This window comes from Streptomyces sp. SPB162 (genome assembly GCF_029504575.1).
GTDB lineage: Bacteria > Actinomycetota > Actinomycetes > Streptomycetales > Streptomycetaceae > Actinacidiphila.
Window position 1 is genome coordinate 6463166 of record NZ_JAQFII010000001.1, and the last position, 16986, is coordinate 6480151.

At 72.7% G+C, this 16986-nt stretch carries 15 protein-coding genes and 1 pseudogene; 5 read left to right on the top strand and 11 right to left on the bottom strand.

From position 1 onward, the window contains the following. The first annotated feature begins 49 nt into the window (after positions 1–49). Both M2266_RS29160 and M2266_RS29165 read left to right on the top strand, forming a co-directional pair. On the top strand, positions 50–676 hold the full coding sequence (locus tag M2266_RS29160; protein ID WP_277440878.1) for an XRE family transcriptional regulator: 627 nt from the start codon (positions 50–52) through the stop codon (positions 674–676). After that, entirely contained in the window at positions 673–918 is a 246-nt protein-coding gene (locus M2266_RS29165; protein ID WP_277440879.1) for a DUF6126 family protein, read from the top strand. Before M2266_RS29160 ends, M2266_RS29165 begins: the two co-directional genes overlap by 4 nt. A 52-nt stretch (positions 919–970) precedes the next feature. Here M2266_RS29165 and M2266_RS29170 read toward each other — a convergent pair whose 3' ends face one another. After that, a complete protein-coding gene (locus tag M2266_RS29170; protein ID WP_277440880.1) occupies positions 971–2008 on the bottom strand; it encodes a saccharopine dehydrogenase NADP-binding domain-containing protein in 1038 nt (345 codons plus the stop codon). Between the two features lie 114 nt (positions 2009–2122). On the opposite strand from M2266_RS29170, the gene M2266_RS29175 reads away from it, so the two are divergent. Next, a complete protein-coding gene (locus tag M2266_RS29175; RefSeq protein WP_277440881.1) occupies positions 2123–2362 on the top strand; it encodes a DUF5302 domain-containing protein in 240 nt (79 codons plus the stop codon). Between the two features lie 152 nt (positions 2363–2514). Then, positions 2515–4536 carry a M3 family metallopeptidase gene (locus M2266_RS29180; protein ID WP_277440882.1) on the top strand — a complete coding sequence of 674 codons (2022 nt, stop codon included), beginning with the start codon at positions 2515–2517 and terminating at the stop codon, positions 4534–4536. 16 nt (positions 4537–4552) lie between these two features. Here the strand turns inward: M2266_RS29180 and M2266_RS32475 are convergent, their stop codons facing one another. From M2266_RS32475 to M2266_RS29210, 8 genes and pseudogenes are all read right to left on the bottom strand, one after another. Further along, positions 4553–4891: a HEAT repeat domain-containing protein gene (locus tag M2266_RS32475; protein ID WP_346780964.1), complete on the bottom strand. Its 339-nt coding sequence runs from the start codon at positions 4889–4891 to the stop codon at positions 4553–4555. Positions 4892–4915: 24 nt separating this feature from the next. Beyond that, positions 4916–5314: pseudogene (locus tag M2266_RS32480) on the bottom strand (HEAT repeat domain-containing protein); the annotation flags it as partial. Next, on the bottom strand, positions 5196–7289 hold the full coding sequence (locus M2266_RS29185) for a fumarate reductase/succinate dehydrogenase flavoprotein subunit (RefSeq protein ID WP_346780937.1): 2094 nt from the start codon (positions 7287–7289) through the stop codon (positions 5196–5198). The gene M2266_RS29185 and the pseudogene M2266_RS32480, both read right to left, overlap by 119 nt. 51 nt (positions 7290–7340) lie before the next feature. Continuing rightward, on the bottom strand, positions 7341–8066 hold the full coding sequence (locus M2266_RS29190; protein ID WP_277441407.1) for an ABC transporter ATP-binding protein: 726 nt from the start codon (positions 8064–8066) through the stop codon (positions 7341–7343). Between the two features lie 74 nt (positions 8067–8140). Further along, positions 8141–9076: an ABC transporter permease gene (locus tag M2266_RS29195; protein WP_277440883.1), complete on the bottom strand. Its 936-nt coding sequence runs from the start codon at positions 9074–9076 to the stop codon at positions 8141–8143. Then, positions 9073–10533, bottom strand: coding sequence for an ABC transporter substrate-binding protein (locus M2266_RS29200; RefSeq protein ID WP_277441408.1), 1461 nt, complete (start codon positions 10531–10533; stop codon positions 9073–9075). The genes M2266_RS29195 and M2266_RS29200 overlap by 4 nt, the downstream gene beginning before the upstream one ends. A gap of 32 nt (positions 10534–10565) precedes the next feature. Continuing rightward, positions 10566–10793, bottom strand: coding sequence for a ferredoxin family protein (locus tag M2266_RS29205; RefSeq protein WP_250978538.1), 228 nt, complete (start codon positions 10791–10793; stop codon positions 10566–10568). Between the two features lie 55 nt (positions 10794–10848). Next, positions 10849–11622, bottom strand: coding sequence for a GntR family transcriptional regulator (locus M2266_RS29210; protein WP_277440884.1), 774 nt, complete (start codon positions 11620–11622; stop codon positions 10849–10851). A 530-nt stretch (positions 11623–12152) separates the two neighbouring features. Between M2266_RS29210 and M2266_RS29215 the strand changes: the two genes are divergently transcribed. Then, positions 12153–13406: an MBL fold metallo-hydrolase gene (locus tag M2266_RS29215; protein ID WP_277440885.1), complete on the top strand. Its 1254-nt coding sequence runs from the start codon at positions 12153–12155 to the stop codon at positions 13404–13406. On the opposite strand, the gene M2266_RS29220 is transcribed toward M2266_RS29215, so the two are convergent. Together M2266_RS29220 and M2266_RS29225 are read right to left on the bottom strand one after the other, a co-directional pair. Beyond that, positions 13382–14017 (bottom strand): GNAT family N-acetyltransferase, encoded by a 636-nt coding sequence (locus M2266_RS29220; RefSeq protein ID WP_277440886.1) that lies wholly within the window; start codon positions 14015–14017, stop codon positions 13382–13384. The two genes, M2266_RS29215 and M2266_RS29220, sit on opposite strands and share 25 nt — an antisense overlap. Then, entirely contained in the window at positions 14014–16953 is a 2940-nt protein-coding gene (locus M2266_RS29225) for a glycoside hydrolase family 2 TIM barrel-domain containing protein (RefSeq protein ID WP_277440887.1), read from the bottom strand. Before M2266_RS29225 ends, M2266_RS29220 begins: the two co-directional genes overlap by 4 nt. Between the last annotated feature and the right edge of the window lie 33 nt (positions 16954–16986).

The window sequence follows — 16986 nt, forward strand, 5'->3', positions numbered from 1 at the left end:
CTGAGGCAAATTGTTTGCCAGTGAGGCAACGGTGCTGTTCTCTTGAGGCATGGACACCGACACCTCGTCCGCACAGGCGCTGGTCCTCGCACCCCGGCTGAAGGATCAGCGTCGCCGTTCCGGCCTCACCCTGGAAGCCGCCGCCCGGCGGCTCGAACTCTCTCCCGCGCACCTGTCGCGGATGGAGTCCGGGCTCCGGCAGCCGTCACTCCCGGTGCTGCTGGGGCTGGCCCGGCTGTACGGCACGACCGTCTCGGACCTGCTGGGGGAGACGACCGCCGAGCCGCTCCCCATCGTACGCGCCGACAGTATGGAGCCGGTGCCCGCCGGGGGCTGGACGTACTGGCGGGCCGGTGGCACCGGCCGGGCCATGCAGGCGCTGCGGGTCCACGTACCGCCCGAGGCGCAGGACCGACTGGTCCGCGTGCATCCCGGTGAGGAGTGGCTCTACGTGACCGGGGGCCGACTGCGGCTCTCGCTGGGGGAGAACGTGCACGTGCTGGAACCCGGCGACGCGGCGCACTTCGACTCGCTCGTGCCGCACCGCCTCGCCGCCGCCTCCCCCGGCGGAGTCGACCTGCTCTTCCTGCACACCCTCATGCAGAGCGAGGCGGCCAACCTCTGCATCACCCCGCAGGACGCGAAGGACACGAAGAGAGCGGAGTACCTGACATGAACGACACCGCCCGCACCGGGGCCACCGACACCACGGCCACCCCGGCCCGCGCCGTCGTCCTCAACAGCGCCACCGGCCGCCCGCGCCACGAACCGCTCGCCCCGGAGCTGCGCACCAGCGAGGGCACCGAGCGGCGCAAGGAACGGGCCGTGGTCCTGCGGGTCATGATCTACGTCGTCGTCGCGCACCTGCTGGCCGGATTCATCTGGCTGCTGTTCGTCCTGGGCGCGCACGGCAACTGAGGCGCGCACGGCAGCCGTGCGCACGGCCGCCGTCGACAGCGGCCGCCACGCGTCACCAGCCGCGCTTGGCTCCCGTCTCCGTGAGCGTGACGCCGCCGAACTCGGTGATGAAGCCGGCGCCGAGGGCCCGGGAGGGCGTCTGCGCCCCATGCGGCAGACCGGAGAGCCGCGGCATGATCCGCAGAACCGACTCGACCGTCAGCTCGTAGCTGTTCGGCATGGTCAGCGTCGCCTGCGCGCTGCGCCCCTCCGGATCGGCGGCCCGCGCCCAGGCCTCGGAGCGCGTTCCGGCCAGCGCCTTCTCGCCCGGCCCGCGCACCAGGGCGCCGACGGCGGCGCGGGCCAGGACCTGCGCCGGTCGCAGCCGCATCACCTTGCTGAAGGCGGCGGCGCCCGGCGGCAGCGGCATATAGGTGGTGACGTTGGGGATTCCCGTCGAATGGAAGGCGGTGCTGACGTCACCCCACGGGATGGAGGTGACCATCCGCGGCCCCGACGGGAACGCCGCCCGGATCCGTCGCCAGCCCATCGGGACCGGGCTGATCGCGCCGTTGATCCGGGCCCGTCCACCGTCGAGCAGCCCCGCGAGCGCGGTCTTGGCGGTGCCGGGACTGGCGGTCCCGCCGACCAGGATCGCCAGGTCGAGACGGTCCGCGCCGGGCAGGGCGGCGGCGACCGTGGCGGCCAGGCAGTCGGTCGGCACGACATCGAAGCCGGCGCCCGGCAGTAGGACGACTCCGGCGGCGCGGGCCTGCCCGTCGAGGGCGTGCAGCTGCTCGAAGACCTCGATCTCGCCGGTGATGTCCAGATAGTGCGTGCCGGTCTCGATGCAGGCCAGGGCCATGGGAAGGGCCGTGGCCGAGAACGGCCCCGCGCAGTGGGCGACCGCCTCGACGCCCTCCAGGCCGCGCCGCAGCGCGACCGGGTCGGACAGGGCGAATATCCGGTGCTCGAGGCCGAGTTCCGCCGCCAGCGGCGCTACCTTGGCGATGCTGCGACCTGCCAGGACGACCCGTTCACCGCGGGCCGCCGCCCGCCGGGCGATCAGGCGTCCGGTGTATCCGGTGGCGCCGTACAGCATCCAGGTCATCGCACACGTCCTTCGCGAGAGCGGTCCGGCGTCCCGCCGGCGGTATTGCAGTGTGTCGTACGCGGCCGGGCATGCGAGGCTTGGCCCGTAACCGAACGAAACCAGGAGGCCCCCATGACTGCCGAGGCATCAGACCAAGAGGCGACCGAGGTGCCCGACACTGCGGACGCGTCCGCCGCGGCCGAGCCGGCCGAGGACGAGGTCAAGCGCAAGTTCCGTGAAGCCCTGGAGCGCAAGCGCGGCGGCAACAAGAGCGCCGCGGCCGCCGGCGGCGGACCGGACAGCTCGAAGATCCACGGTGCCCACGGGCGAGCCGGAGGACAGCGCGAGTTCCGCCGCAAGAGCGGCGGCTGATCCGTACGACCGGTACCCCTTGTCCCCGGTCGCCGGGCGGGCTCGTGTTCGCGAACCCGCCCGGCGGCTGTCGGGGATGTGCCTGACAGGGGTGTCCGGACGATCCCCCTCGTTCCCCGTGATGAGCAGGGGCGCGGCGTAGGGTCGATCAGGTGACGACGAATCCATTCTTCAGCCCCAGCACGCTTCCGTACGAGCTGCCGCCGTTCGCCGAGATACGCGACGAGCACTACCTCCCGGCGTTCGAGCGAGGTCTCGCGGAGCAGCTGGAAGAGGTCGCGGCGGTGGCGGGCAGCCAGGATCCGCCCACCTTCGAGAACACCATCGTGGCGCTGGAACGCTCCGGGGCCCTGCTGCGGCGCGTCAGAAACGTGTTCTTCAACCAGTCCTCGGCCGACACCAACCCGGCCGTGCAGGAACTGGAAACGCGGCTCAATCCGCGGCTCGCCGCGCACAGCGACGCGATCCACCTCGACGCCGGGCTGTTCGCCCGGATCACCGCGCTCCACGAGGGCCGCGCGGAACTCGGTCTGGACGCGGAGGCGTTGCGGCTGCTGGAGCGGTACCACACCACTTTCCTGCGAGCCGGCGCACAGCTCTCCGCCCAGGACCAGCAGCGGCTGCGCGAACTGAACGCCGAGCTCGCCGGCGCCGCCACCTCCTTCCAGCAGAACGTCTTCGACGAGACCCGCGCCGCGGCCCTGGTGCTGGACGGCCCGGAGGACCTCGCCGGGCTCTCGGACGACGCCATCGCCGCCGCCGCCGAGAACGGCCGGGCCCGCGGACACGACGGCAAGTACGTCATCAGCCTGAAGAACTTCTCCAACCAGACGGAACTCGCCTCCCTCGACGACCGCGAGGTGCGCCGGCGGCTCCTGGAGCGCTCGCTGGGCCGTGCCGCCGACAGCAACGGCGAACTCGCCGTCCGCATGGCGAAGCTCCGCGCCGAGCGGGCCGCGCTGCTCGGGTACGACAGCCACGCCGCCTACGTCGTCGCCGACCAGACGGCGCGGACCACCGAGGCGGTCACCGGCATGCTGCACCGGCTCGTTCGGCCGGCCGTCGCCATGGCGGAGCGGGAGGCCGCCGCGCTGGCAGAGCTCAGCGACACCGGCGCCATCGAGGCGTGGGACTGGGCCTACCGCTCGGAGCAGGTGCGCAAGGAGCGGTACGACTTCGACGCCGCCGTCATGCGCCCCTACTTCGAGGCGGACCGGGTCCTGCACGACGGGGTGTTCTTCGCCGCCGGGCAGGTCTACGGGCTGCGGTTCACCGAGCGCACCGACCTGGTCGGCTACCACCCCGACGTCCGGGTCTTCGAGGTGTTCGAGGAGGACGGGACGCCGCTGGGCCTGTACCTCGCCGACCTCTTCGCCCGCGACTCCAAGCGCGGCGGGGCCTGGATGAACGCGCTGGTCGGCCAGTCGGGGCTGTTCGGCACCCGCCCGGTCGTGGTGAACAACCTCAACATCGCCAAGCCCGCCCCCGGTGAGCCCGCGCTGCTGACGTTCGCCGAGGTCAACACGCTCTTCCACGAGTTCGGGCACGCGTTGCACGGGCTGTTCTCCGACGTCCGCTACCCGTTCTTCGCCGGGACCGCGGTGCCCAGGGACTTCGTCGAGTACCCGTCCCAGGTCAACGAGATGTGGGCGCTGCGGCCCGTGGTGCTCGCCAACTACGCCAAGCACCACGAGACCGGCGAGCCGATGCCCGCCGAGCTCGTCGAGCGGATGGCGGAGGCCGACACGTTCGGCCAGGGCTTCAGGACCGTCGAGTACCTCGGCGCCGCCCTGCTCGACTGGGCGTGGCACACGATCGGAGCCGGCAGCGAGCCCGGCGACGCCCAGGCGTTCGAGGCCGACGCGCTGAAGGCGGCCGGGATCGCCGTCCCCGCCATCCCGCCGCGCTACCGCACCGCCTACTTCTCCCACGTCTTCTCGAACGGCTACAGCGCGGGCTACTACTCCTACATCTGGAGCGAGGTCCTGGACGCCGACACCGTCGACTGGTTCGAGGAGAACGGCGGCATGCGCCGGGCCAACGGCGACACGTTCCGGCGGGAACTGCTCTCCAAGGGCGGCAGCGTGGACGCGCTCACCACCTACCGCAACTTCCGCGGCCGTGAACCGCGGATCGAGCCGCTGCTGGAGCGCCGGGGGCTGACGCAGGGCTGACCCCCGGCGCGTCCGTTCACCCGGCGGCCGGTTCCAGGGCCCGCCGGGCGTAGGCGCGGACATCGGCGTCGGTGTCGTCCGCCGCTGCGGCCAGCGCCTCACGGACCGGCCCTGGGCCGCCGCCGTGCGGGAGCAGCGCGAGGACGACGGCCTTGCGGACGTCGGCGTGCGGGTCGCGGACGGCGGCCAGCAGGGCGGGCAGCGCGAGCACGGGATCCGCGGCACCCAGCGCGGCGGCGGCGCCCCTGCGGACCTGCCAGGCCGGGTCGTCGAGGGCGGCCGCCGCCGCGGAGTCCAGCGGCGGCGGGCAGCCCGCGCCCGCCAGCGCCTCCAGCGCGGCGGCCCGCACCAGCACGTCCCCGTCCTGGATCAGCCCCTTCAGCGTGGGCAGCCCGCCGTCGACCGTCCCCAGCCCCTTGGCCACCGCGACCCGCACCTCGCGGGAGGGGTCGGCGGCCGCCCGCGCCAGGACGTCGACGGCGTCGACCGACAGCAGGGCGCGGACGGTCTCGATCCGCACCTCGATGTCCGCGTCGTCCAGCGTGCCGCCGAACAACACCGCGTCGCCCAGCCGCAGCGCCCGAAGCACGTACAGGGCGGCGGCCCTGGCCCGTGGATCGTCCACGCCCAGAGCGTCCACCAGCGGTGTCCGCAGGGATTCATCGCCCGGCAGCACCTCGACCAGCTCCAGCAGCGACGCGGCCGCCGCCTCGCGGACCCCCGCGTCGGGGTCGGCCAGCGTGCGGGCCAGAGCGGGTCCCGTGCCGTCGGGCGACGTCTCGGTCAGTGTCGTGACCGCCGTGCGCCGCACGGCCGGATCGGGGTCGGACAGATACGGCTCGATGTCGGACAGCCCGGGCTGGTCCTCGGCCAGCGCGAGCAGGTCCAGGATCCGGGGCGACCCGGCGCCGGCCGCCGCGGTGCCGCCGGCGGTCCCGGTCGGACGGAAGAGTTCGGTGCCCGAGCCGACCGGTGCCACGTCGCGCGGCCCCGCCGTGGCCACCTGCTCCGGGTGCACCTCGCCGATCACCCGCACCGTCCGGTCGCCGTCCGGCTCGAAGCCGTCCACCGGCACGAGGTACGGGGCGACGGGGCCGGGTCAGGAACTCCATCTCGCCGCGCGCGCCCTTGCGCAGGTTGAGGTGGTGCAGCCAGTCGGCGTCGTCGCGCACGGGATGGTCGGTGCGCTCGTGGTAGAGCCCCCAGCGGCTCTCGGTGCGCGCCAGCGAGGAGCGGGCCGCCATCTCCGCGCAGTCGCGGATGAACGAGACCTCCGCGCAGCGCATCAGCTCGTGCGGGGTGCGGGCCCCCATCGACTCGATGTCGCCGTGCATCCGCTGGAACGTCTCCACCGCGAGCGACAGCCGCGCGCCGCTCTTGGGCGGGGCCACGTAGTCGTTGACGAACCGGCGCAGCTTGTACTCGACCTGCGGCTGCGGCGGGCCCTCGGGATGGCGCAGCGGCCGGTAGACGAGCTCGTGCGCGTCCCGCAGCTGGTCGGCCGGCAGCTCGCCCTCGAAGACCTCGTGCGCGGTGGCGGCGTCGGCGCCCGCCAGATCGCCGTAGACGAAGGCCCCGATCATGTAGTTGTGCGGCACGCAGGCCAGGTCGCCGGCCGCGTACAACCCGGGGACCGTGGTGCGGGCGTGCTCGTCGACCCACACGCCGGACGCGGAGTGGCCGCCGCACAGCCCGATCTCGGAGATGTGCATCTCCACGTCGTGGGTGCGGTAGTCGTGGCCGCGCCCGGCGTGGAAGGTGCCACGGGTCGGCCGCTCCGTGGTGTGCAGGATCGTCTCCAGCGCGGCCAGGGACTCCTCGGGCAGGTGACTGAGTTTGAGGTAGACGGGCCCGCGCTCCGAGGCGACCTCGCGGGCGAACTCGGACATCATCCGGCCCGACCAGTAGTCGGAGTCGACGAAGCGCTCACCGTGCCGGTTGACCTGGTAGCCGCCGAACGGATTGGCGACGTAGGCGCAGGCAGGGCCGTTGTAGTCCTTGATGAGCGGGTTGATCTGGAAGCACTCGATCCCGCTGAGTTCGGCGCCCGCGTGGTACGCCATGGCGTGGCCGTCACCGGCGTTCGTCGGGTTCTCGTAGGTGCCGTACAGATAGCCGCTGGCCGGCAGGCCGAGCCGGCCGCACGCGCCCGTCGCCAGGATGACCGCGCCGGCCCTGACCGTCACGAACTGCCCGGTGCGGGTGTTGAACCCGGCGGCCCCGACCGCCCGGCCGCCGGACGTCAGCACCCGCACCGGCATGACGCGGTTCTCGATCCGGATCCGCTCGCGCATCTCACGCCGCCGCAGTACCCGGTAGAGGACCTTCTTGACGTCCTTGCCCTCGGGCATCGGCAGCACGTACTTCCCCGACCGGTGCACCTGCCGGACGGCGTACTCGCCGTGCTCGTCTTTCTCGAACTTCACGCCGTAGCGCTCCAGGCGCTGCACCATGGCGAAGCCGAGCATGGCGGTCTGGCGGACGGTGACCTGGTTGACGATGCCGTCGTTGGCGCGGGTGATCTCGGCGACGTAGTCGTCGGGCTCCGCGCTGCCGGGGATGACGGCGTTGTTGACGCCGTCCATGCCCATCGCGAGCGCGCCCGAGTGCCGGACGTGCGCCTTCTCCAGCAGCAGCACGGACGCGCCGTTCTCCGCGGCGGTCAGGGCCGCCATGGTGCCGGCCGTGCCGCCGCCGATGACCAGGACGTCGCAGCGGAGTTCCTCGGCGTCGTGGAGTGCGGGGATGTCCATCGGGGGCCTTTCACGTGCTGGTTCGGGGGCTGTACGGCGGAGGGTGGGAGTTCAGCTGCCGAGGGACTGCAGGACCTCGCGGCGCAGCGCGACGGTCCCCGGCTCGCCGTGGGCGGCGCGCTCACGCGGGTGCGGGACGTCCAGGAGCCGCACCGGGCGCTCGGCGTCCGTCCCCAGCAGGGCGATCCGGTCGCCGAGGAACACCGCCTCGTCCACGTCGTGCGTCACGAAGACGACGGTGGCGCGCGACGAGCGCAGCACCTCGACGAGCAACTGCTGCATCCCGGCCCGGGTCTGCGCGTCCAGCGCGCCGAACGGTTCGTCCATCAGCAGCGCCCGCGGCTCGCCCGCCAGCGCGCGGGCCAGCTGTACGCGCTGCCGCTGTCCGCCGGACAGCCGGTGCGGCAGCTCCTGCTCACGGCCGGTGAGCCCGACGCGCTCGAGCCAGTCGGCCGCCCGGGTACGGCGTTCCGCGCGCCCCACCCGCCGTATCGCCAGCGGCAGTTCGACGTTGCGGCGGACCGTGCGCCACGGCAGCAGGCCGTCCTCCTGGAAGACCAGCGCCCGGTCGGCGCCGGGCCGGACGATCGGCACGCCGTCCTGCTTCACCTGGCCGTCCAGCGCGGGCAGCAGCCCCGCGAAGGTGCGCAGCAGTGTCGACTTGCCGCAGCCGGACGGGCCGACGACCGTGAGCAGCTCGCCCGGCGCGACGTCCAGGCCGAGCCCGGCCAGCACGGGTCTGCCGGAACGGCCGATCGTGGCGTCGTCGAGGATCAGCCGGACGCCGGGCAGCGCCGGGGTGGTCGGCGCGGCCGGTGAGGTGGCGCCGACGGAGGTGACGCGGGTGCTGGTCACTGGTGCACCTTCTCGCTCTCGGGCTCGGGTTCGGTCACCGCTGCGGTCGCGGGCTCGGGCAGGGCCTCGCGCTTCAGCGCGGCCGGGGCGCGGTACCCGGCCCGGTAGCCCGCCCGGTCGCGGTCACCCGACTCGGTCCGCGGCAGCCGGCGCGTCACGCGTCGCCCCAGCAGCTCCACCGCCGCCGAGGTGATCCACCCCAGGACACCGATGGTGGCCATGCCGACCAGCACGCCGGGGTAGTCCACGACCGTGTAGTCCTGCCAGGTGCGGTAGCCGACCCCGTACTCGCCGGAGATCATCTCGGCGGAGATCACGCAGATCCAGGACACCCCGATGCCCACCGACAGACCGCCGAGGATCCCCGGCAGCGCCCCGGGGAGCACCACCTGCGCGAGCACCCGCCACCGGCTGCCGCCCATGGTGAGCACGGCCTCCTCCCACACCGGGGTCAGCGCCCGCACCGCGTGCCGGGTACTGACCATGATCGGGAAGAACGCGGCGGCGAAGGTGATGAAGACGATGCCCTGCTCGTTGGTCGGGAACAGCAGGATCGCGACGGGTACGAGCGCGATGGCCGGGATCGGCCGCAGCACCTCCAGCACCGGCCCCAGGATGTCGCGGGCGACCCGCGACCGGGCGATCGCGGTACCGACCGTCACTCCGAGGACGGCGGCGAGGGCGAAGCCAGAGACGATCCGCACCAGGCTGTCGCCGAGGTCCTGCCAGTACGGGCCGCCCGTCAGACGGGTGCCGAACTCCCGTCCGACCTGGACGGCCGTCGGCAACTGCTCGAAGTGCACCCACAGAGTCACCCGCCGGGCGGTGAGCACCTGCCACAGTCCGAGAAACGCGGCCAGGGAGGCCGCGCGCACGCAGTAGCGGCCCCACGGCAGGCTTCCGAAGCGCGGGCTGGAACCCGTCGTCGTCACGGCGACTCCCGCAGGGCGGCGTCGTAACCGACGACCCGGGTGCCGGGGTGGCGCGCGATCCAGGCGCCGGCGTTGGCGGGGGTGGTGAACGGCTGGAAGCGGGCGCTGGGGGCGGCGGCCGCGTCCTCGACCCACACCGAGGAGTTCGCGAACCAGCGGGTGCCGGTCAGCGCGTCGGGAACGTAGCCGGCCCGCACCTTCCCCGGGTGCTGCTTGACGTACCGCAGCAGGCAGCTCGGCGTGGTGAACGCCGTCGTCCGCTCGTCACCCGACAGCCAGCTCTCGCTCGCCGTCGCCGGATCGGCCGCCTGGCCCCCGCACACCGGGTCGGTGCCGGTGACCGGCGCCGGATTGGCGGTGGATGCCAGGGCCTGGGCGTACCCGGCCCCGTAGACCCGCTTGAGATAGCGGTCGTCGGTGAAGCCGTCCACGTCGACCGAGTCGACGAGCTTGGCCGAGGCGAGCACCGGCACGTCCTGCTTCAGGGCGTTCAGCAGCTGCGGTTTCAGCGTCGGGTCGAAGGCGGCGATGCCGCCGGCGCCGTTGTAGAGGTACACGACCTCGGGCGGCAGCCCGGTCGCCTTCGCCACCTGCTGTGCGGCGTCCAGCGGGTGCTGGTGCAGGTACTGCGTGGCCTGGATCTGCGCGGTGAGGAACGCGTCGACGACGGCGGGCCGCTGGTCGGCGAAGGCGGCACGCACCGTCACACCGTGCAACGTCGGCACGTCCAGCGCCGCACCGTCGTACAGCGGCTTGGCCTTGCCCTGGAAGACCAGCAGGCCCGGCCAGGCGACGAACTGCGACAGCGCGTCGGCGCCGCCGGACTGCAGGGACGACGCGCCCACCGCGGGCTGCTGGTTGAGCTTGTGCAGATCCTTCTCCGCGTCGATGCCGATCTTCCGCAGAGCCCGTACGAGCGTGCCGTCGGCGGCGGACCCGACACTCGTCGAGACCTTCTTCCCGCGCAGGTCGGCCAGCGAGGACAGCGTCGAATCGGGCTTCGTGACGACCATGTTGAGGCCGCCACGCAGGTTGTAGCCGGTGACGGAGACGAGCTTGGTCTGCGCCTTCATCTGCCGGCCGCGCGCCGCGTTGATCAGCAGCGGGTAGTCGCCCATCGACCCGATGTCGACTTTCCGCGCCATCATCTGCGCGGTGATCGGCGCGCCGGTCGCGTAGTCCTGCCAGTCGACCTTGTACGTCACCCCGTCGCGCTTGCCCAGCTCGCCCAGCGTGCGCTCGAAGTACCCCAGCGAACGCAGCAGCGTCCCCGCCGTCACCGTGTTGATCGTCTTCGACTGGTAGCCGACGTGAACCGTGACGGTCTTGCCGCCGTCCGCGCCCGCGTCCCCTCCGCAGCCGGCCAGCGGCAGCAGCAGCCCGGCGCCGGCCACCGCGACCACGCAGGCGCGGACGCGTCCGCGCCGTGCGGGTCCTGCCGACGCGATGCCTCTCATCGTCATGGCGCGACCTTTCATGGCGGGACCTTTCATCGCAGCAGGTAGGGCATGTTGACGGTGACCGCGTCCGTGGGGCAGCGGGCGGCGCAGGGGCCGCAGTACCAGCACTCGTCCACGTGCATGAACGCCTTGTTGGTGTCCGGGTTGATGGCGAGCGAATCGAGCGGGCACATGTCGACACAGAGCGTGCAGCCGTCGATGCACCTGGACTCGTCGATCGTCACCGGTACGTCGGCGCGCTGGGGTACGACAGGCATGGCTGTCTCCTCGTAGGACCTGCAGGGCAGGCGGGAAGGGGCGGTTCGCGTGCGGTCAGACCGACCGGTGCAGCACTCCGCGCATGGTGATGCGGTCGCCGCGGAACCGGATGAACTCCAGGTCCACCGGGCGGCCGTCGGACAGGTGGGTGAGCCGTTCCAGCATCAGCACGGCGGCGCCGCGCGGGGACTGGAGCACGGCGGCGGAGTGCGCGTCGGCGCTGACGGCCTCCAGGGTGATCTCGGCGGTGCCCAGCGGCTGGCCGGTGATCTCTTCGAGCAGGCGGAAGATGTCGGTGTTCTCCAGGTCGGCGCTGAGCAGCTCGATGCCGACGTCCATCGGGACGTAGGTCAGGTCCAGCGAGAGCGGCAGTCCGTCGAGCCGCCGCAGCCGTTCGATGTACAGCACGTCGGTGTCCGGGCTCTCGAGGCGCAGCCGCTCCGCGACGGGCGCGGGCGCCGGGACCGGGGCCATGGTGCGCACCTCGTTGGTGACCCGCCCGTGCTCGTGCAGCGTCTCCGCCAGGCCCATCAGCCGGTCCAGGCCGTGCGGGTACTTGGCGCCGACCACGACGGTGCCGACTCCCGGCACCCGCTCCACCAGCTGTTCGGCGCGCAGCAAATCGAGCGCCTGGCGGACGGTGTTGCGGGAGACGCCGTAGTCGGCGCCGAGCGCGTCCTCGTGCGGCAGCAGTCCGGCCGGGAACCCCTGCAGGAGCACCTGCCGCCGCAGCAGGTCGGCGAGTTGCCGCGCCTGATCCGCCCGCAGCCGACGGCGGCGCGCGGCGGCCACCGGTGCGGTGTGCTCACGGGTGCGCTCGGCGGGCATCGGGCTCTCCGGTCTGGGACGGTCGCTGGGGGTGTGCGGTCTGCGGTCTGACGGTCGCGCAGCCGGTGCGGCGCGTTCCCCGGGACCCTACCGAGGGTCGGAGCGCAGTGGTGTTGCCATAGTGTTGCGCCACCAACGGGATGGGATGAACGCCTCCGACCTGCATGTTTTCTGTCCGCATCGCAAGATCTGCCACCAGCCGTGGACGAACGGCCGACCGTGGACCGGGGAGTGGTGGTACCTCATCGCGTGGTGCCGGCCGCGCGGAGCGGTGCGCGGGTTCCGGCTGGACCGGATCCGGGAGGCGCGGCGCCGGACGAGACGGCGCCGCCGCCCCGCCGGATCGACGCGTCGGGCCGGCGGCGTGCCCCTCATGGACATCGGGTGAGCGGAATCGACGTCATGGCCGTGGCGGACGCCCTGGTCACGGACGTGTGGTCGCTCACCGGGAGCCGCCGCTTCGGTACGGACGACGGACAAGGCAGAATTGCAGGGTGACATCGACTGACCGCCCCCCTGCTGGAGGTGCCGTGACCGGTTCCCGTCTCACCGCACTGCGACCTGCCGCTTTCGGCGCCGACCCGGTCGGCGCGCGATTGGAGCGGATCCTCGCGTCACCCAACTACGCCGACGGCGTCTTCCAGAACCCGGTGGGTGCGCGCTCCGTGCCCAGCGGGGGCCTGCTCAAGGCGCTGCCCGGCAACATGCGCAAGGAGGCGCGGGCACGGCGCAGGCCCGCCGCCCCGGTGCCGGTCCATCCGACGACGCTCGCCGACCTGGCGGCGCCGCCGGCGTCCGGCCTGCGGCTGACGTGGATGGGCCACTCGACGGTGCTGGCCGAGATCGGCGGCCGCCGCGTCCTCTTCGATCCGGTGTGGGGCGACCGCTGCTCGCCGTTCGCCTTCGCCGGGCCGAAGCGGGTGCACCCGGTGCCGGTCCCGTTGAAGACGCTCGGCACGGTGGACGTGGTGGTCATCTCGCACGACCACTACGACCACCTCGACATGCCCACGATCCGGGCGCTGGTCGGCACGGACACCGTCTTCGCCGTGCCGCTCGGCGTCGGTGCCCACCTGGAGCACTGGGGCATCGACCCCAAGCGGCTCCACGAGCTGGACTGGAACGAGTCGACGGAGGTCGGCGGGCTGACGCTGACCGCGACCCCGGCCCGGCACTTCTGCGGCCGCGGCCTGCGCGGCCGCCAGCAGACCCTGTGGGCGTCCTGGGTGGTGACCGATGGTGACCACCGGATCTACCACAGCGGCGACACGGGGTACTTCCCCGGCTTCGCCGAGATCGGCGCACAGCACGGCCCGTTCGACGCGACGATGATCCAGATCGGCGCGTACAGCGAGTTCTGGCCGGAGATCCACATGACGCCGGCGGAAGGCATGCGGGCGCACGTGGACCTGTCCGGTGGCACCCCCCGCGGCGCGATGCTGCCGATCCACTGGGGCACGTTCAACCTCGCCCCGCACCCGTGGGCCGATCCCGCCGAGGGCACCCTCGCGGCGGCGAGGGAGCTGGGCGCGAAGATCGCCACCCCGCGCCCCGGAGCGCCGTTCGAGCCCTCGGCCGACCTCCAGGACGACTGGTGGTGGCGCACGGTCGCCGTCCCGCCGGAGGGCGGCTGGCCGCAGTACGCGGCTTCCGATGCCGTTGTACCGGTTGCCGCGCCCGTGCCCGCAGCCCCGGACACGCCAACCGGCGACAGCACGGACGGGTCCGACAGCACGGACGATGCCGACGGCGCCGAGGACTACGAGGTGGCGCGCCCCAGGTAGGTGAGCGGCCCCGGGTCCGCGACCGCGATCTCGTGGAAGCCCAGCCGGTCGTAGAAGGGCCGGGCCCGGACGTTCGCCGTGACCATCCCCAGGTGGACCGCCGGGACGCCGGCCGTGGCCAGCGCCGCGAGGAAGGTCTCCATCAGCGCCCGCCCGTGGCCCGCGCCCTGGTGGTCGGGGAGCAGATCGATGTGCAGGTGCGCCGGATACGGGGCCAGCTCCGGCACGAGCATCCGCTCCGGCCGGTGCAGCAGGTCCACCATGATCTCGTCCGGGGTGGCCGGCGCCGGAGTGGCCGCAGCCGGGTCGGCGGGTGCCGGGTCGGCGGGTGTCGGGTACCGGCCCGCCACCTCCGGCAGCCATTCGCCGCGGAACCGCTTCACGAAGGTGGAGGTGTCGGCCGTCCCCAGGATGTAGCCGACGGCGTTGCCCCGCCCATCGTCCTTGACGAAGGTCAGTTCCGGCTCCAGCCGAGCGTACGGCGCCGCGAAGAGCGTCCCGAGCAGTTCATGGTCGCGGTAGAACGGCCGCGCGTCCTCGCCCTCCTGGGCGGTGCGAACACAGATGTCGTAGAGCGCGGGGAGGTCCGTCGGGCGGTAGGGGCGGATCATGAGGTCTCCAGAGTGCCGAACGTGAACGAGAAGGTCATGGGGGCGGCGGTGAGCCAGTACTGCGGCAGGGCTCCCGGCCCGCACGATCCGCTGCCGATGCCCTGCTGGCCGTGGTCCAGGTTGAGCCAGATCGTGCCGGACGGCGCCAGGTCGCAGGTGTGCCCGGCCGCGTCGAGCTGCTCCCCGGTCCAGCGCCGCGCGGTGAACCAGAAGTCCGGGTCGCCGGTGATCGACAGGCCCTGCCCGTTCTCGCGGCGCAGCCGTGCCCAGCGGACGTCGGCCCGCGCGCCGTTCTCCTGCGGTCTGACGTAGGGCGTCTGCAGCGCGTCGACCGTGCTCGTGTACCGCCCGATCCGGGACGCGGCCCGGGAGTCGGGGTACGCCTCGCCGGGACCGCCGCCGAACCACTCGACGCTGTCCAGACTGCCGCACACACCCAGCCGCAGCCCGATCCGCGGCAGCGGGACGGTCCAGTCGCCCTCCGGGGTGACGTCCACGGTGAGCCGCAGCCGTTCGCCGGTCGCGGTCCAGGTGTGGACCGTGCGCAGGCCGAGGTCGCCGGCCGCCGGGGCGACCCGGGTGGCGACGGTCAGCGCGTCGGCGCCGATCTCGACCCCGTCGAGCCGGTGCCGCATCCGGTGCAGACCGGCCTCCCGCCACCGCCGGTCCAGCTGGCTGCCGGGATGCCGTCCGGAACCCGCGTCGTTGTCGGTCGGCGCGCGCCACACGTCCAGCCGTGGCGGCGCCGCGATCGCGAAGTGGTCCAGGTACTTGAGGTCGCCGGTGACGGCGTCGAACGTGCCGGGCCCGAGCAGCACGACGCCGCCCTCGGCGCGGCGCGGTGCCTTCGGAGCAGCGGACCCGGCGCCGCTCGGCGTGGCTGTCGGCGCGGGCGGCACCGCCGCGAACTGCCCCCAGGCCACCTCGTGTCCGGCCGGCGCCCAGCCCGTGTCGTCGGCGAGCGCCGCCCGCACCGTCCACCAGGCCTCACCGTCCCACGGACCGCCCGGCACCTGGGGAAGCGCCAGTTCGACGGCCGCGCCGGGCACCAGGGCCGGGACCTCCAGATCGCCGTGGCCGACGTCCTCGCCCTCCACCTCGTACGTCCAGCGGAACGACAGCGGCGACAGGTCGGCGAAGTCGTACCCGTTGGTGATGCGGACGGTGCCGGCCGCGCTGTCGCCGTCGATCCTGACGGGCTCGATGACCTTCTTGTACTCGAGCAGGCCGGGCGACGGCGTGCGGTCGGGGAAGACCAGCCCGTCACAGACGAAGTTGCCGTCGTGCAGTTCCTCGCCGAAGTCACCGCCGTAGGCGTAGAACTCCACCCCGGAGCCGGTCGTCTGCCGCAGCCCGTGGTCGATCCACTCCCAGACGAAGCCGCCCTGGCAGCGCTCGTACATCTCGAAGAGCTTCTGGTACTCGCTCAGTCCGCCGGGCCCGTTGCCCATGGCGTGCGCGTACTCGCACAGGATGAACGGCAGGGCGCGCCGCTTCGCGTCCGACTCCGCTTGCGGCAGGGGGATCTCACTCCGCCGCCCGATGAGTGCGACCTCGGCGTGGTCGGCGTACATCAGTGAGTACACATCGGTGTCCGCGCACGACGGATCGCCCTCGTAGTGGATCGGACGGTCCGGGTCACGGTCGCGTATCCACGACGCCATGGCCGACAGCCCCCGCCCGGTGCCGCACTCGTTGCCGAGCGACCACATCACGACGGACGGATGGTTCTTGTCCCGCTCGACCATGCGCGCGGCCCGGTCCAGCAGCGCGGGCGTCCACCGCTCGTCGTCGACCGGATTGCCGCGCCAGCCCACCTTCTCGAAGCCGTGCGTCTCCAGATCGCACTCGTCGACGGTCCACATCCCCAACTCGTCGCAGAGGTCGAGAAAGGCCGGATGCGGCGGATAGTGGCTGGTGCGGACGGCGTTGACGTTGTGACGCTTCATCAGCAGCAGATCCTGCCGCATCGTCTCCAGGTCCAGCACCCGGCCGTGAACCGGATGGAACTCATGCCGGTTGACGCCCCGCAGCAGGATCCGCCGCCCGTTGACCTTGAACACACCGTCCTCGACCGCCACCGTACGGAAGCCGATCCTGAGCGGAATCCGCTCGCCCTCCGTGGCCAGTTCGGCGTCGTACAGGCGCGGTATCTCGGCGGACCACGGCTCGACGGGCACGCTCACGCTGTCCCCGGTCGCCAGGTCCAGGCCCAGCTCGGGGACGCTGACGCTGCCGCCGGGTTCGCACTCGACGCGCAGCGTTCCGGTGCCGGTGACGTGGTCGTAGTCGGCGTGCACGAAGAAGTCCCCGACCGACCCCTCGGGCCGCTCGATCAGCGTCACCTCCCGGAAGATCCCCGGGAGCCACCACATGTCCTGGTCCTCCAGGTAACTGCCGGACGACCACTGGTGGACGCGCACCGCCAACACGTTCCCGCGCGGCCGCAGCAACTCCCCGACCTCGAACTCCACCGGCAGCCGGCTGCCCTTGAACGTGCCCAGCTCCGCGCCGTTGAGCCACACCCGGGCGCACGACTCCACACCGTCGAAGCGCAGCAGCGCCGCCCCGCCCGGCCAGTCGTCCGGCAGGTCGAAGGAGCGCCGGTGGTCACCCGTCGGGTTCTCGGTCGGAACGCGGGGCGGATCGACCGGGAACGGATACACGACGTTGGTGTACGCGGGGGAGCCGTGGCCCTGCAGCGGCCAGTGCGCGGGCACCGGCAGCAGATCCCAGCGGGTGGCGTCGAACTCCGGCCGGGCGAAGTCGTCGTCGTGCGCGTCGGCGGTCTGCGCCAACCGGAACCGCCACGCCCCGTTCAGACTCACGTACCGCGCGTCCGACGTACTCCACCAGGCGCGCGGCGGCAGCGCGCCGCTGCCGGGGGCGGGGTCCTCGTAGTAGGGGACGGCCGCGGGACGCCGCGCCTCGTGCATGGGGGTTGCTCCTCACCTGACGACACCGGACTT